Below are 16,854 nucleotides of genomic sequence, written 5' to 3' on the forward strand. Positions count from 1 at the left end.
AGCTCACCGAGCGGCTTCGCACCGGCCCGACCGGCGGGGCCGGCTCGGCCGACGGCGAAACACAGTGCCCCGCCGACCGATGGTCGACGGGGCACCGAGTGCGAGGGGTCAGTTGCCGCTTCCGGTGGGCGGCTCCGGCTTCTGGAAGACCGTGGTGGAGTGGTCTCCGGCCGGGGTGTCGGTGCCCGCGGGGCTCGCGGAGGCGCCGGGTGCGGAAGGGGATGCACCCGAGGCGCCGGCCCCGTACTGGCCGGGGCGGTAGTCGCCGTAGCCCGATTCGCCGTGTCCGGAGGCCGCACCGGCGGCCGACGCCGACGACTCCCCCGTTCCGGCGGAGTATCCGCTCTGACCGGTCGTCGACGCACCCGACGACTGCGAGTAGGCCGACGGGTCGTAGTTGGCCGATGCCTGCTGGCCGTACTGCGCCTGCGCGCTCCCGGTGCCGTAGGCAGTGGTCTGCGCGTCGCCGTATCCGCCCGTCTGCTGATGCGCACCGGTGTCGGACTGCGTCGCGGCGGACGAGCCGGGGGCCACGGCTGCGGTGGCATCGCCCACCGCGGGTGCCACCTTGATGACGCCGGCATCGGTGAGCAACCACACGACGGCGAGGACCGCGGACAGAAGGGTGAAGATCAGCAGGACGATCGCCCCGGCACCGTTGTCGTCGATGTTGAGGAACTGGAACAGGGTGATCAGGAACGAGGTGATCGCCAGTGACGCCACGATCGGAGCCGCCGGCACCTTGATGCCCGGGATCAGCGAGATGAGCGCGAGGATTCCGGCAACGCTGATCAGCGTGTACGGGGCGTTGTACTGCGTCTGGAACAACTTGAGCGCGAAGTCATAGGTCTCGGCCGCGGACAGGAATCCGCTGAAGAGCACGATGAGGCCGAAGGCGCCGATGGCGGCCGCGAGGAGCACCGGGGTGATGGCCGGGAGTCCCTGGCTCGGCTGCTTGACCGGCGGCTGGGAGTACCCGTACTGGCCGTAGCCCTGCTGGCCCTGCTGGCCGTACCCGGGTTGGCCGTAACCCTGCTGGCCGTAACCCTGGTCGCCATAGCCCTGCGCAGGGCTCTGTCCGTAACCGGGCTGTCCCTGCCCGTAGGACTGGCCGGCCTGCCCGTACTGCTGGCCGTAGCCCTGCTGGCCCCCGTATTGCTGCGCCTGGCCGTACTGGTCGGAGCCGGGCGCGGGGCTCGCCTGCGGACCCGTGTTGTGGGCGCCGGATTGCGGGTAGCCGGATTGATTGCCGTACTGGCCGTAGGACTGTCCGGACTCGGGCTGCTGTTGCCCGTAGCCGCCGGGTGGGTAGGTCATCGCGATCTCCTGGTCGGGTCGGGTCGGTCGGTCTGGATCAGCGGGTCGCGTCGAGGTGACGGCGTCCGGCCGTCGCCCCCCACGAGCGCAGAACTGTTCCCCACGCTAGTACACATGCCCGCCGGGTCCCATGACCCTTGCACAACGCGGCCCCCTCATCGGGCCATGGGCCGTGCTCACCAGCGGTGTGCGCGCCCCTGCTCGGCGTACCAGTCGATCAGCGCATAGTCGTCGACCGCCTTGGGGTCGATGTTGACCTCGGATCGGCCGGCCAGAATCGCGGTGACCGGAACCTCGAGTTTCTTTCCCGTCCGGGTGTGCGGGATTCCGGGGGCCTCGATGACCTCGTCGGGCACATGGCGTTTGGAGAGCCGGTCGCGGACCGAGGCCGCGATCCGGCCGATCAGGTCATCGTCGAGCGTTGCGCCGGGGACGAGGGTGACGAACAGCGGCATCCAGTAGGCGCCGCCCGGTCCGTCGACACCGAGCACGAACGCCTCCGCGATCTCGTCGAGCGCTTCGACGACCTCGTAGATGTCGGCCGATCCCATCCGGATCCCGTGACGGTTCAACGTCGCGTCGCTACGACCGTGGATCACGAGCGACCCGCGTTCGGTCACGGTCACCCAGTCGCCGTGCCGCCAGACCGGCTTCGACGCCCCGCCCTCCCATTCGTGGGCGAAGTACGCGGCGCGGTATCGCGCACCGTCGGGATCGTCCCAGAAGCTCACCGGCATCGACGGCATCGGGGCGGTGACGACGAGTTCGCCCACCTCCCCCACCAGCGGGCGGGCTGCGGGCGACCAACTCTCCAGCGCCACACCGAGGTAACGGACCGACAGTTCACCGGGCACCACCGGCTCGCCGGTCGAGCCACCGGCGAACGCGGAGACGATGTCGGTGCCGCCACTGATCGACGAGATGGGCAGGCCGGGCCGGACGTGGTCGTCGACCCAGGTGAAAAGATCTGCCGCGAGGGATGATCCGGTGCTCCCGAGCGTCCGCAGCCGGCTCAGATCGTGCCGACGCCCGGGCTCCAGTCCCGCCTTTCGCGACGCCTGCAACTGACCTGGACTCGTGCCGAAGTAGGTGACCCGCTCGTCGTCGACGATCTGCCAGAGTCGGTCGGCGTCGGGGTACAGGGGCGAGCCGCTGTAGCAGATGATCCGCGAACCACAGAGAAGTCCGGCGACCTGATAGTTCCACATCATCCAGCTGAGCGCCGTCTGCCAGAAGAACACATCGTCCGCAGACAGATCACCGTGCAGGGCACCGGCTTTCAGATGCTCGAGGAGAACTCCGCCGTGCCCGTGGACGATCCCCTTGGGCCGTCCGGTGGTGCCGGAACTGAAGAGCACCCACAACGGATGGTCGAAGGGCACCTGTAGCGGCCGGAAGTCGCCGGGGTCGCCGCTGCATGCCTGCGCGTAGTCGACGGTCGACGACCCCGGATCGATGGCTCCGATCGTGATGTGCGCGACGAGGTTCGGCAAGAGGCCCGCCAGCTCCGCACTGTCGGAGCGCTTGTCGACCACCTTGCCGTTGTAGCGATAGCCGGCCGCGGTGAACAGCACCTTCGGCGCGAGCTGACCGAGGCGACCGGCCGCGCCCTGCGGCGCATAGTCCTGACCGCATCCCGACCAGACCGCGCCGAGAGACGCGGTGGCGAGGAAGGCGATGACGGCTTCGGGGATGTCGGGCAGGTACGCGGCGACCACATCGCCGGGACCCACCCCGTGCGCACGGAGTGTCGACGCCAGGCCGGCGACCTGCGACGGCAACTCCGACCAGGCGATCTCCGAACGCTCCCCCGCCTCGTCGATCCCGACGATCGCGGCACCGGGCAGAGTGGCGTGCCGCAGGATCTGATCGACGTAGTTCAGGCGGACGTCCGGAAACCAGACGGCCCCGGGCATCCGGTCGTCGGCGAGTACCGCCTCGTCCCCGGGATCGAGGGGTTCCGCGGCGAGGGCGTCGAGGTCGAAGAATTCCCAGACCGCACGCCAGAACTGTGCCGGTTGCCGCACCGACCACGACCATTGGGTGTCGTACTCGCTTGTGTCGACCCCGAATCGCTCGTGCACGAAACGCCCGAAGCGATTCATCTGAGTGTCCGCGGTCCGCACCGCCTCACTGGTGGTCATCATCGCAGCTGCTCGAGAATCGAAACCGCCTCGTCCCGCATCGCCACCTTGCGGACCTTTCCGGTGACGGTCATCGGGAACTCCTCGACCACATGGACATACCGCGGGATCTTGTGTCGCGCGATCTTGCCGGTGGCGAACTCCCGCAGGTCGTCCGCGGTGAATTCGGTTGCGGTGTCGCGCAGGCGCACCCACGCCATCAGCTCTTCGCCGTACTTCTCGTCGGGCACGCCGATGACCTGGGCGTCGAGGATGTCGGGATGGGTGTAGAGGAACTCCTCGATCTCGCGCGGGTAGATGTTCTCCCCGCCGCGGATCACCATGTCCTTGATGCGCCCGGTGATCCGGACATATCCATTGTCGTCCATGTCGGCGAGGTCGCCGGTGTGCATCCAGCCGTCGGCGTCGATGGCCTCGGTGGTCTTCTCGGGTTCGTTCCAGTATCCGGTCATCACCGAGTAACCGCGCGTGCACAATTCGCCCGTCACGCCGCGTCCGGAGGTCTCACCGGTGCCGGGGTCGACGATCTTGATCTCCAGGTGCGGGCCGACCCGGCCGACGGTGGTGACGCGCAACTCCAGCGGATCGTCGACCCGCGTCTGCGTCGACACCGGCGACGTCTCGGTCATGCCGTAACAGATCGACACCTCGCGCATGTGCATGCGGTCGACCACCTGCCGCATGACGTACTCCGGGCACGGCGACCCCGCCATGATGCCGGTACGCAGGCTCGACAGGTCGATGTCGAGCCCGTCGTCGAGCAGATCGAGTTCGGCGATGAACATGGTGGGTACGCCGTAGAGACTGGTGCAGCGGTACTCCGCAACCGCGTCGAGGGTGGCGCGCGGGTCGAATGCCGGCGCCGGGATGACCATCGCCGCACCGTGACTCGTGGCCGCGAGATTGCCCATCACCATGCCGAAGCAATGGTAGAAGGGCACGGGGAGACAGATCCGGTCGTCGGCGGTGTAGTTCAGCAGTTCGCCGACGAGATACCCGTTGTTCCCGATGTTTCGGTGCGACAGTGTCGCACCCTTCGGGAATCCCGTTGTACCCGAGGTGTACTGGATGTTGATCGGATCGTCGGGCGACAGCGACGCGGCGATCTCGGCGACACGTTCGAGTTCGTCGGCACTCGCGTCGGCGCACAGTGCGTCCCACCCCGGGGAGTCGAAGAGCACGACCTCGCGCAGTTCCGGACACCGCGGGCGCGCCTGCTCGAGCATCGAGGCGTACGCCGAGTCCTTGAAACTCTCGGCGGCCAGCACGACGCCCGTCCCGGACTGCTGCAGCGCGTACTCGATCTCGTTCTGGCGATAGGCGGGGTTGAGATTGACCAGGATCGCACCGATCTCGGCGGCGGCGTACTGCGTCAGAACCCATTCGAACCGGTTGGGCGACCACAGTCCGACTCGGTCGCCGACCGACACACCCAGTCGCAGCAGACCGGCCGCGACGGCACGCACGTCTCGGTGGAACTCCGAATACCGCCATTCCCGTCGCGCCGCGGCATCGATCAGGGCGGTTCGGTCGCCGTAGGTCTCGACGGTGCGGGCCAGAGTGGCGCCGATGGTCTCGGCGAGCAGTGCCGGTGTCTCCTCACCGCGCGTGTGTGCAGGCTTCGGGTGAGCCTCGGTGCTCATGTTCTGCTCCGGTCTGTCGTCGGGCGTGTTGCCCTGGTGGGGTGGGGATGTTCGGTCAGTTCTCGCCGGCGGGATCGGGACGCGTATCGCTGACGCGGGAGAGGACGACCTCGGCCTGGCGGAGAACCGGTCCGTCGATCATCTGGCCGTCGAGGCTGAACACCCCGCCCGCGTGGTCAGCGGCGCCGTCGAGAATCCGGCGCGCCCATTCGACCGCCTCGTCGGACGGTCGGTAACCGTCCCGGATGTGATCGACCTGAGACGGGTGGATACACGCGGTGGCGGTGTAACCCAGTGCCACCGCATCGCGGACCTCGGCCACGAGTCCGTCGACGTCCTCGATGTCGAGGTGCACCGAATCGACGGCGAACTTGCCGTGCGCGGCGGCCGCGATGCGGACCATCGAGCGCACCCAACTCGCGACGTCCCGGTACTCGCCGGGGCGGGATTCGCCGGGACCGAACCGGCTCGACGTTCCGCCCAGGCCGGCGACGAGATCCTCTGCCCCCCACATCAGTCCGATGCAGTTGGAGGTCGCCGCGATGTCCCGGGCCCGGGTCGCGCCGAGCGGCGTCTCGATCAACGCGATCGTCTGGAACGCGGTGTCCAGGATCGAGGCGACGTCCTCGGCCTTGGCCTGCATCACCACCCGGTAGTTCGTCTCCGCCACGGCCGCGAGATCGCGCCGGTAGTCGCCGGTGCCGGCCGGGTTGATCCGCACGATGGTGCGATCCGGGTCCACGGGATGGGCGACGAGTGCCTCCCGGGCTGCCGCGCGGTTGGCCGGCGACACCGCGTCCTCGAGGTCGATGATGACCACGTCGGCGCGGTCGAGGGCCTTCTGGTATCGCTCCGGACGGTCGGCCGGGCAGAACAGCAGGGCCGGCCCGGGCGGCAACCACGCGTTGGTGAGTTGCCCCGCCAGTCCGGAACCCGCGACCGGGCCGCCGGGTGGATCCTCGAAGAACATCGTCGTCACTCCGTCCGTTGCCTGCGCACCAGCGTTGCTCGTGCGGCGCGGGCGACGACCTCGCCGTGCTGGTTGCGTCCGATGTGGGTCAAGTTCACCACGCCCTCGCCCGGGCGCGACCGCGATTCGCGTTTACCGGTGCACTCGGTCTCCGCGTAGAGCGTGTCGCCCGCGAACAGCGGTGCCGGGAACGCGACCTCGCTGAACCCCAGGTTCGCCACGAGGGTGCCCTGGGTGAGCTGCGAGACCGACAAGCCGACGATCGTCGACAGGGTGAACATCGAATTGATCAGGCGCTGCCCGCCGAAACCCGGCTGCTCCGCCGACCAGGCGGCGTCGAGATGCAGCGCCTGGGTGTTCATGGTCAGCGTCGTGAACAACACGTTGTCGGCCTCGGTGACGGTGCGCCCGGGACGGTGCTCGTAGATCGTGCCCTCGTCGAACTCCTCGAACCACAGCCCCCGCTGCACGATTCGACGACCCGCGGCGACACCGCTTGCGTCCGATCCGGACGCCGCCGTGCCGCTCATGCGAACCCCAGCTCGCGGGCGATCAGCATGAGTTGCACCTCGGTGGTGCCCTCGCCGATCTCGAGGATCTTCGAATCGCGGTAATGCCGGGCGACGGGATAGTCGTTCATGAAGCCGTAGCCGCCGTGGATCTGGGTCGCCATCCGGGCGTTGTCCATCGCCGCCTCACTGGCGATCATCTTCGCGATCGAGGCCTCCTTCTTGAACGGCTTGCCCGCCAGCATCTTCGCCGCCGCGTCGTAGTACGCGGTCCGGGCGACATGGGCCCGGGCCTCCATCCGGGCGATGGCGAAGGACACCGACTGGTATTCGCCGATCGCCTTGCCGAAGGACTGGCGTTCCCTGGCGTACTTCACGCTCTCGTCGACGCATCCCTGCGCTACGCCGGTCGCGAGGGCCGCGATCGCGATGCGCCCCTCGTCGAGGATCGACAGGAAGTTGGCGTACCCCCGTCCGCGCACACCCAGCAGGTTCTCCTTGGGGACGCGTACGTCGGTGAAGGTCAGCGGATGCGTGTCCGAGGCGTTCCACCCGACCTTGTTGTAGGCCGGCTCGGCGGTGAAACCCGGTGTCCCGGTGGGCACGATGATGGTCGAGATCTCCTTCTTGCCGTTGTCCTTCACACCGGTCACCGCGGTCACGGTCACCAGCGAGGTGATGTCGGTGCCGGAGTTGGTGATGAACTGCTTGCCGCCGTTGATGATCCACGAGTCGCCGTCGTCGCGAGCCGTGGTCGCGGTGGCACCGGCGTCGGACCCGGCACCCGGTTCGGTGAGACCGAATCCCGCGAGTGCGGTGCCGGCGGTGAGTTCGGGCAGATACTGCTGCTTCTGCTCCTCGGTACCGAAGCGGTAGATCGGCATGGCGCCCAGGCTCACACCGGCTTCGAGCGTGATGGCGACGGACTGGTCGACCTTGCCGAGCTCCTCCAGCGCCAGCGACAGGGCGAAGTAGTCGCCGCCCATACCGCCGTATTCTTCCTCGAACGGGAGACCGAACAGTCCCATCTTGCCCATCTGGGCGACGACCTCGTACGGAAAACTGTGCTCGGCATCGTGTTTCGCGGCCACCGGCGCCACCACGGTCTGCGCGAAGTCGCGGACCGTTGCGATGAGGTCGGTGTACTCCTGGGTGAGTTCCATGTGAATCCTTCTACTGGGAATCGGCAGTTGCTACGGGGGTGGCGACGACAGCGAGGATCTGTCCCGCATCGACCTTGTCCCCCACCGCCACCGAGATGTCCACGGTGCCGTCGACCGGGGCGGTCAGTGCGTGTTCCATCTTCATCGCCTCGACGACGACGATCGACTGGCCCGCGGACACGTCGTCGCCGGTCCGGGAGGCCACGGCGACCACGGTGCCCGGCATCGGGCTGGTGATCTCACCGGCGTGTTCGTCGGCGGCCTCGTCGAGCAGGGGCTTCGCGAGTTCGAGGATCCATGTGCCCGACGGCCCTGCCACCCACCAACTCTCGCCGACACGGACACTCGACCACGACTGCGTCACGCCGTCGACGACCAGCCGGTCCGACTCGCGTCCGTCACCGGGCTGCGCCGGTTGGTAGACCACGTGTCCGGTCCAGGACGCCTCGGTGTCGTCGTCGGCGACGACGGTGGCGGTTCCCGAGAGGGATCGCGCGTCGGCGGCGTCGACCCGGATGGCGACCGTCGAGTGCCGTCCGCCTGCGACCAGCCGGGTGATGACCGGGGCGGGCGGTCCGACACGCCATCCGATCGCCGAGGACCAGACGTCCCCCGCATCGCGGGCTCCGATCCGCGCGAGTCCGACGAGCACCTGGGCCTCGGGGGTGGGTTCCGGCGCGGCGTAGTCGACGACGAGCCGGTCGAGCAGTTCGGTGTCGAGGTCCGCGTCGACGACGGACTGCTGACGCAACACGAAGCGGCAGAAGTCGATGTTGGTGACGACGCCCAGGACCCGGGTGTGGGCCAGGGCCTGATCGAGGCGTTCGAGGGCCTCCTCGCGGTCGGCGCCGACGGCGATGACCTTCGCCAGCATGGGGTCGTAGTCGCTGCCGACGCGCAGTCCGTCGAGCATGGCCGAGTCGACGCGGATCCCACTGCCGGGCGAGGTGTCGGGATGGACGAGATGTTCGATCGTGCCGCCGGTGGGCAGGAAGCCGCGAGCGGGATCCTCGGCGTACACGCGCGCCTCGATCGCGTGTCCGCGCAGGGTGATCGCGTCCTGCGTGAGACCCAGCACCTCCCCGCGGGCGACGCGGATCTGCTGTTCCACGAGGTCGACTCCGGTGACGAGTTCGGTCACCGGGTGCTCGACCTGTAGGCGGGTGTTCATCTCCATGAAGAAGAATTCGTCCGGCCGGTGCGCCGACACGATGAACTCGACCGTCCCCGCGCCGGTGTAGCCGACACTGCGCGCGGCATCGCAGGCCGCCTCCCCGATACGTGCCCGGGTCTCGGCATCGAGCAGCGCCGACGGCGCCTCCTCGATCACCTTCTGATGCCGCCGTTGCAGCGAGCACTCGCGTTCGCCGAGGTGGATCACGTTCCCGTGCTCATCGGCGAGGACCTGGACCTCGATGTGGCGCGGGGTGTCGACGAAGTGCTCGAGGAACAACGCATCGTCGCCGAAGGCAGCGGCGGCCTCGCGTCGTGCTCGTTGCAGTGCCGCAGGCAGTTCGGACGCTTCCCCGACGCGGTGCATACCCTTGCCGCCGCCACCCGCGCTGGGCTTGATGAGAACCGGGAAACCGATGTCGGGTGCCGCGGCGATGAGATCGTCGTCGGTGAGCCCGGGCCGCGACAGACCCGGTACCACCGGTACCTCGCGGGCGGTGACCGCGGCGCGGGCCGTGATCTTGTCGCCCATGGTGGCGATCGCCTCGGCGGGCGGCCCGATGAAGACGATGCCCGCCTCTGCGAGAGCGGCCGCGAACTTCTGGTTCTCCGAGAGGAATCCGTAGCCCGGGTGGACGGCGTCGGCGCCGGTGGCGCGCGCCGCGGCGACCACGGCCCCGATGTCCAGATAGCTCTGGGCAGCCGCGGCCGGACCGATGCGGACGGCGACGTCGGCCTCGCGGACATGGCGGGCCTGCGCGTCGGCGTCGGAGTAGACGGCGATGCTGCGGATTCCCATGTGGCGCAGGGTGTCGATCACGCGGCAGGCGATCTCACCACGGTTGGCCACCAGGACACTGCGAATGGGTCTGGCGCCGGGAGCGGAGCGAGCGGGCCGAATGGTTCTGGTACTCACGGTCGGGGTCCTCGGGGTAGGCGGGAGCGGCTTCGGCACGGTCGGGTCACATCCGGAAGACGCCGTAGCGCGGTTCGGCGAGCGGTGCGTAGCGGGCGGTCTCGAGCGCGAGGCCGAGCAGGGTCCGGGTCTGGGCGGGATCGACGATGCCGTCGTCCCACAGCCGCGCGGTCGAGTAGTAGGCATCGGACTGTCGTTCGAACTGCTCGCGGATCGGGGCCTTGAACGCTTCCTCGTCGTCGGCCGTCCATTCGTCACCCGACCGCTCGATCTGGTTGCGCCGCACCGTTCCGAGCGTGTCCGCTGCCTGCGGTCCACCCATGACCGAGATGCGGGCGTTGGGCCACATCCACAGGAACCTCGGCGAGTATGCGCGCCCGCACATCGAATAGTTGCCCGCTCCGAAGGACCCGCCGACCATGACGGTGAACTTGGGGACCCGCGCGCACGCCACCGCGTTGACCATCTTGGCCCCGTTCTTGGCGATGCCGCCCTGCTCGTAGGCCCTGCCGACCATGAAGCCGGTGATGTTCTGCAGGAACAGCAACGGGATTCGACGCTGGTCACACAGTTCGATGAAATGAGCGCCCTTGAGGGCTGATTCACTGAACAGCACACCGTTGTTGGCGATGATCCCCACCGGATGACCATGCAGGTGCGCGAACGCGGTCACCAGGCTGGTGCCGTAGTTCGCCTTGAATTCCGAGTATTCGCCTCCGTCGCAGAGGATCTCGATGACCGACCGGACATCGTAGGGAGTTCGCGGGTCGGTGGGCACCACATCGTAGATGTCGGTCTGCGGCCGCAGCGGCTCACGGACCGGGACGGTCTCCCACTGGGCGGCCTCGCGGGGTCCGAGGGTCGCGACGATCTCGCGGACCTTGGCAAGGGCCTGCTGATCGTTGTCGACGAGGTGATCGGTGACGCCCGACACCGACGAGTGCATCGCACCGCCGCCCAGGTCCTCCGCGGAGACGTCCTCACCGGTCGCCGCCTTCACCAGGGGCGGGCCCGCGAGGAAGATGGTGCCCTGATTGCGCACGATCACCGTCTCGTCGCTCATGGCCGGGACGTAGGCCCCGCCGGCGGTGGAAGAACCGAGGACGGCGGCGATCTGCGGGATTCCCGCCGCGCTCATCGTCGCCTGGTTGTAGAAGATGCGGCCGAAGTGATCGCGATCGGGGAACACCTCGTCCTGCTGAAGCAGCATCGCGCCGCCCGAATCGACGAGATAGATGCAGGGCAGCCGGTTGGCGGCCGCGATCTCCTGCGCGCGCAGGTGCTTCTTGACCGTGACGGGGTAGTACGTCCCGCCCGAGACGGTGGCGTCGTTGGCGATGATCATGCACTCGCGACCGGCGACCCGGCCGACACCCGCGATGACCCCCGCGGCGGGCACCTTGTCGCCGTACATCCCGAAGGCCGCGAGCGGCGCGACCTCGATGAACGGCGAGCCGACATCGAGGAGACCGTCGACCCGGTCCCGGGGAAGCAATTTGCCGCGGGCGACGTGACGCTCGCGCGCCTTCGCCCCACCGCCGGCGGAGACGTCTCGGAGGCGCTCGCCGAGCAGGTCGAGATTGCGCTGGTGTGCGGCCCGGAAGCCGTCGAGCGTGCTGGTCACCGTCGACCCTTCAGTTAGTTGGAATTAACTGAAGTGATCGTACGCGATGCAGTGGCCCATGTCACGCCCGGATCGGGCCGGAATCCCGCCGGCCGGCGCAGGCGGCGTGACGTGACGCGCGTCACGTCATCTCGTACTGTTGTGGCAGGCCCACCACCCCCGGGCCGCCACAACCGATGCGCCGACGAACCGGAACCCCGGATCGGCCACCGCACATAGAAGGCCAGGTGACCCCATGACCCTCGCAGACGATCGTGCCCGCTTCGAGCACATCCCGACCCCCGACACGCGACCGCCCGGGGCGGCAGTCGCCGGGTTCTCGCTCGACGACCGCTACACACGCGACGCCGGCGACATCTACCTCACCGGAATCCAGGCCCTGGTCCGCATGGTCCGCGACCGCGCTCGCGTCGACCGCAGATCCGGCCTCCGCACCGCCTCGTTCATCTCCGGCTACGAGGGCTCTCCCCTCGCCGGATACGACCTCGAGCTCGCCCGGCGCCATGAGCATCTCGCCCCGTACGACATCGTCCACCGGCCCGGCCTCAACGAAGAGCTCGCCGCGACATCGGTGATGGGTTCTCAACTCGCCGCCCAGGTCAGCGGCGGTCGCGACCTGGCACCGTCCGCGGCCGGGCACCCCCGCGACGGCGTCGTCGGATACTGGTACGGCAAGGCCCCCGGTCTCGACCGCGCGACGGACGCGCTGCGCCATGCCAACCTCATCGGAACCCATTCCGCCGGCGGCGCCGTCGCGCTCGTCGGCGATGACCCGGGCGCCAAGTCCTCCACCGTTCCATGCGCGTCCGAGATGGCCCTGGCCGACCTCTACATCCCGATCCTCTACCCGGCCGATTCCCAGGACATCCTGGACCTCGGCGTTCATGCGGCGATCATGAGCCGCACCAGCGGGCTCTGGACCTCGCTCAAGATCTCCGCGCACGTCGCCGACGGCGCGTCGACTGCCCATGTCGACCCCGACCGGATCGTGCCCGTCCTCGGCGAGCTCGGGACGAGTCCCCATGTGCCCAGCGGACGGCTGCTCGGCGCCCATCTGATGGAACTCGAGCAGAATCAGCTCACCACCCGACTTCCGCGCGCGCAGGAGTACGCCCGGCTCAACGGCATCAACCGGATCGTGGTCTCGAGTCCCGACGACCGCATCGGCATCGTGGCCGCAGGCAAGACCTACCTCGACCTGCGGGAGGCATTGCGCCTGATGCGAATCGACGACGACGATCTGCGGCGGCTCGGGATCCGCATCCTCAAACTCGGCATGGTCTACCCGATCGAGCGGGACATCCTCGACCGGTTCATGTTCGACACCGCGACCGGCGATCTCGACGAGGTCATCGTCGTCGAGGAGAAGCGCGATTTCATCGAGACGATGATGCGCGACATCCTGTTCCGCCATCCGCGGGCCCCCCGCATCGTCGGCAAGGTCCACGAGGACGGCTCGACCCTCTTCTCCCGCTTCGGCGAACTCGACGTCGACGCCGTGACCCGTGGTCTCGCCGACCGGCTCGCCCGCCACGGGGTCGACGCCGCACAGATCTGGCTCGACCGCAAAGCCGCTCGCCACACCCGCATCGAACTCCCACTGGCCGTGCGCACGCCGTACTTCTGCTCCGGTTGTCCGCACAACAGCTCGACGAAGGTCGCCGAGAACACCCTGGTCGGCGCCGGTATCGGTTGTCACGCCATGGTGTTGCTGATGGACCCCAGACAGGTCGGCGACATCGCCGGCGTCACCCAGATGGGCGGCGAGGGTGCGCAGTGGATCGGCATGGCCCCCTTCGTCTCCGCGAACCACTTCGTGCAGAACGTCGGCGACGGAACCTTCTCGCACTCTGGATCCCTGGCGTTGCGAGCGGCTGTCGCGTCGGGTGAGAACATCACCTACAAGCTGCTCTACAACGGCACCGTGGCCATGACCGGCGGGCAGGACCCGGTGGGTGCCATGACCCTGCCACGGCTGACGTCGCTGCTGCTCGACGAGGGCGTGAGCCGGATCGTGGTCACATCCGACGACCCGAAACACGTTCGCACACTCGGCCTTCCCGGACAGGTGGCGGTCCGACACCGCGATGATCTGTCCGACGTGCAGACCGAACTCGCAGCCGTCCCGGGCGTCACGGTCCTCGTCCACGACCAGCACTGCGCCGCCGAGAAGCGCCGGAAGCGCAAGCGCGGCACCATGCCGACCCCCACTCGTCGGGTGGTGATCAACGAACGCATCTGTGAGGGCTGCGGCGACTGCGGCGAGAAGTCGAACTGCCTCTCGGTACACCCGGTGCAGACCGAGTTCGGACGCAAGACGAGGATCGACCAGAGTTCCTGCAACCTCGACTTCTCCTGCCTGCAGGGTGACTGCCCGTCGTTCGTCACCGTCACCCCCGGCACGGATCGAATTCGCACCCGCGCAGCAGATCTGGCGGAATCCGTGTTGCCGGCGCCCGCAGTCCCCACCATCGGCGACACCTTCTCGCTGCGTGTCACGGGCGTCGGCGGTACCGGGGTGGTGACCGTGTCCCAGGTCCTCGCCACCGCGGCCGTCCTCGACGGGCACTCGGCCCGGACCGTCGACATGACCGGACTCGCCCAGAAGGGCGGCGCGGTGGTCAGCGACATCAAGGTGGCACCGCATCCGCTGGAGCAGGCGGCGAAGGTGGCGTCCGAGGACTGCGACCTGTACCTCGTGTGCGATCCTCTCGTCGGCACCGACCCGGTCAACCTCAAGGTCGCCGCTCCCGAGAAGACGATCGCGGTCGTGTCGACGACGCAGGTGCCGACCGGCCTGATGGTCATCGACACCTCCGTCGGCTTCCCGTCCGACGCCGCCGTCCATTCCGCGATCGACGACCGGGTGACGCGCGCGGTGTACCTCGATTCGGGAGCGATGTCGACCGCACTGTTCGGCGACGAACAGTTCGCCAACATGCTGATGGTGGGTGCCGCCTATCAGGCCGGCTCCCTGGCCATCACGGCGGCGTCGATCGAGCGCGCGATCGAACTCAACGGCGTCGCAGTGGACGCGAACGTGCAGGCCTTTCGACGCGGCCGACAGATCGTGGCCGATCCGGGCTCGGTATCCGAGACCATCGACGGTCTGCACGGCCGTCCCGCCGCCGAGATCGAGCCGAGCCCCCATGCCCTCGGGGTGGTCGCCGGGCTCGAGGGCGTCGACGATGAACTCCGGCGCACCATCGCGATCCGGTACGACGAACTGACCGCCCACTCCGACGAGCGGTACGCGCGTGAGTACCTCGACACGGTGGACCGGGTGCGGCGCGTCGCACCGGATTCCTCGCTGACCGATGCCGTCGCCCGGAACCTGTACAAGCTGATGGCCTACAAGGACGAGTACGAGGTCGCCCGGCTCACGCAGGACCCGACGTTCGCCGCGCGGATCGCCGACGAGTTCGGCGCCGACGCCGAGGTCGCAGTGCGGCTGCATCCGCCGACGCTGCGCAGTATGGGCATGCGCGAGAAGCTTGCCCTCGGGTCGTGGGCCGACCGCCCGCTGAGCGCACTCGCAACGATGAAGCGGCTCCGGGGAACCCGGTGGGACCCGTTCGGCCGCAGCGAGATCCGCCGCACCGAACGTGCGCTGATCGTCGAGTACCGGGAGCTCGTCGACGCCGTCCTGGATGCGCTCGCCAGTGGGCGCATCGGTGTGGACCGGCTACCCGCGGTCGTCGACCTCGCGGAACTGCCGGACATGGTCCGCGGCTACGAGGGGGTCAAGATGGCGAACGTCGAACGGTACCGGGAGGCGGTCGCACGGCAACGGGCCGCGCTGGGGATCTAGGGGGTTCCGGCCGGCGAATACACATGACAGCAGTCTGCCCGTCTCCCCCGAGAATGATGTCGGACTCGTGAGTCGCGCCGCCGCCCCGGACCACCTGCTCGGCCTGGGCGGTGTTCATCTCGATCAGCAACTCGCCACCGACAGCGAGCCATGTCCGGGCGTCGGCGATCAGCACCGTGATGTGGTCGAGGCCGTCTGGGCCGCCGAGCAGCGCCCGGTGTGGTTCGTGATCCCGCGCCTCCGGCGCCAGCAGACCGAGCGCCGAGTCGGGTACGTAGGGCGGCACAGCGGCGATCACGTCCAGACGGCCGCGCAGTGCCGCCGGTAGTGCGTCGAGTCCGGCACCGCGATGAATCCCGGTCCCGTCCGGCAGGTTTCGGCGCGCGAAGCCGAGCGCGGTGTCGTCGGTGTCGACGACGTGCAGACCGACACCGGGGACGGCGGCCGCGACACTCGCGGCGATGGGTGCCACGCCGCAGAACGCCTCGAGCACCAGCGGGGACGGTCGCGCCCGCGCCGCGGCGACCGCGGTGCGGGCCAGCAACAGTGAGCGTTGTCGCGGCACGAAGACTCCTGGGCCGACACACAACCGCAGGTCGCCGAAGCGGACCCATCCCAGGAGATGTTCGAGCGGCTCCCCCGCCGCGCGGCGTACGCACAGTTCATCGAGTTCGGTTGCGCCGGTGGCCTGCTCGCGAAGCAGTGCGGCTTCCTCTTCGGCGAAGACACACCCGGCACGACGCAGGAGACCGACGATCGGATCGTCGGGTCCGTGGTCAGGAGTGGTGCGCGTCATCCTTCTTCAGACCGTACAAGAAGGCGGCCGCGACGAGCAGCGCCACCTGCAGGAAGCCCAGGATCAGTCCGACGATCGCGCCGGCGCCCAGATCGAGGAACGGCGGTGTGATGAGGGCCGAGGCGAACAGCGCCAGCCACGCGGCCACCCCGACGACCGCCAGGAACGGCAGCGCCCTGCGATAGCGAGGAACCAGGACGAACGTCGCCGCGATGCCCACGACCCCGAGTGCGATGAAGAACTTCCCGGGGTTCAGGACGATCTCGTAGGAGAAGAACGCGGGAATCCCACCCTGTCCCTCCTCGAAGTCGGTGCCCCACCGGTTGAGTTCCTCCTCGGCGCCCGCCGACACCGAGACCCAACTGAGGAAACCCATGAAGTAGGTGACGATCCCGGCGAGCGCGGAGGCCAGCGCGAAGATCACCGACAGGTCGGCACGCGGGCCACGGGTCGGCTGTCCCCAACCGGGAGGCGGGTACTGCGCGCCGGTGTTCCACTGCTGACCGGGAACACCTCCGGTGCCGGGGTGCTGAACGTGGGCCGTCTGGTCCTGGTTTCCGGCGAAGCCTCCGGTCTGCGGCGGGCCCTGCGGAACGCCTGACCACTGACCGCCCGGGTGCTGGGGTTCGCCTGGATTCACGATCCGCTCCTCGTCGCTGATGCGGGACTCGGCCCGCCGCCCTTCCGGACTGTCCTGCGCCCGCCGTCCGGCGCGCGACCATGCGCAAGACTAAGCCCTCGCCGGCCCCGGAAGCGGTGGCCGGCGCAGTTTTCATTCGACCGGGTCA

Annotated in this window: 11 protein-coding genes; 1 reads left to right on the forward strand and 10 read right to left on the reverse strand. The window is 68.6% G+C overall.

Annotation, left to right across the window (positions count from 1 at the left end; translation table 11 throughout):
* Positions 1-108: 108 nt before the first annotated feature.
* The 8 genes from AB4Z55_RS20940 to AB4Z55_RS20975 form a co-directional block, all read right to left on the reverse strand.
* A complete protein-coding gene (locus AB4Z55_RS20940; protein ID WP_369520440.1) occupies positions 109-1,317 on the reverse strand; it encodes a DUF5336 domain-containing protein in 1,209 nt (402 codons plus the stop codon).
* Between the two features lie 176 nt (positions 1,318-1,493).
* Positions 1,494-3,461 (reverse strand): acetoacetate--CoA ligase, encoded by a 1,968-nt coding sequence (locus AB4Z55_RS20945; RefSeq protein ID WP_239402923.1) that lies wholly within the window; start codon positions 3,459-3,461, stop codon positions 1,494-1,496.
* Positions 3,461-5,104, reverse strand: coding sequence for an AMP-binding protein (locus AB4Z55_RS20950; protein ID WP_369520441.1), 1,644 nt, complete (start codon positions 5,102-5,104; stop codon positions 3,461-3,463). Before AB4Z55_RS20950 ends, AB4Z55_RS20945 begins: the two co-directional genes overlap by 1 nt.
* A 55-nt stretch (positions 5,105-5,159) precedes the next feature.
* The gene (locus AB4Z55_RS20955) at positions 5,160-6,074 is read right to left on the reverse strand and encodes a CoA ester lyase (RefSeq protein ID WP_004020085.1); all 915 of its coding nucleotides are present in this window, start codon (positions 6,072-6,074) and stop codon (positions 5,160-5,162) included.
* Positions 6,075-6,079: 5 nt separating this feature from the next.
* Entirely contained in the window at positions 6,080-6,604 is a 525-nt protein-coding gene (locus tag AB4Z55_RS20960; protein WP_369520442.1) for a MaoC family dehydratase, read from the reverse strand.
* Positions 6,601-7,746 (reverse strand): acyl-CoA dehydrogenase family protein, encoded by a 1,146-nt coding sequence (locus AB4Z55_RS20965; RefSeq protein ID WP_369520443.1) that lies wholly within the window; start codon positions 7,744-7,746, stop codon positions 6,601-6,603. Before AB4Z55_RS20965 ends, AB4Z55_RS20960 begins: the two co-directional genes overlap by 4 nt.
* 10 nt (positions 7,747-7,756) lie before the next feature.
* Positions 7,757-9,835 (reverse strand): biotin carboxylase N-terminal domain-containing protein, encoded by a 2,079-nt coding sequence (locus tag AB4Z55_RS20970; RefSeq protein ID WP_369520444.1) that lies wholly within the window; start codon positions 9,833-9,835, stop codon positions 7,757-7,759.
* A gap of 46 nt (positions 9,836-9,881) precedes the next feature.
* Positions 9,882-11,459, reverse strand: coding sequence for a carboxyl transferase domain-containing protein (locus AB4Z55_RS20975; protein WP_004020089.1), 1,578 nt, complete (start codon positions 11,457-11,459; stop codon positions 9,882-9,884).
* 235 nt (positions 11,460-11,694) lie between these two features.
* Between AB4Z55_RS20975 and AB4Z55_RS20980 the strand changes: the two genes are divergently transcribed.
* A complete protein-coding gene (locus AB4Z55_RS20980; protein WP_369520445.1) occupies positions 11,695-15,270 on the forward strand; it encodes an indolepyruvate ferredoxin oxidoreductase family protein in 3,576 nt (1,191 codons plus the stop codon).
* Here AB4Z55_RS20980 and AB4Z55_RS20985 read toward each other — a convergent pair.
* Both AB4Z55_RS20985 and AB4Z55_RS20990 read right to left on the reverse strand, forming a co-directional pair.
* On the reverse strand, positions 15,203-16,066 hold the full coding sequence (locus AB4Z55_RS20985; protein WP_369520446.1) for an SAM-dependent methyltransferase: 864 nt from the start codon (positions 16,064-16,066) through the stop codon (positions 15,203-15,205). The genes AB4Z55_RS20980 and AB4Z55_RS20985 overlap by 68 nt on opposite strands.
* A complete protein-coding gene (locus AB4Z55_RS20990; RefSeq protein ID WP_239402897.1) occupies positions 16,047-16,706 on the reverse strand; it encodes a DUF5336 domain-containing protein in 660 nt (219 codons plus the stop codon). The genes AB4Z55_RS20985 and AB4Z55_RS20990 overlap by 20 nt, the downstream gene beginning before the upstream one ends.
* Positions 16,707-16,854: the final 148 nt, after the last annotated feature.

The organism is Gordonia sp. ABKF26 (genome assembly GCF_041103195.1).
Taxonomy (GTDB): Bacteria; Actinomycetota; Actinomycetes; order Mycobacteriales; family Mycobacteriaceae; genus Gordonia; species Gordonia terrae.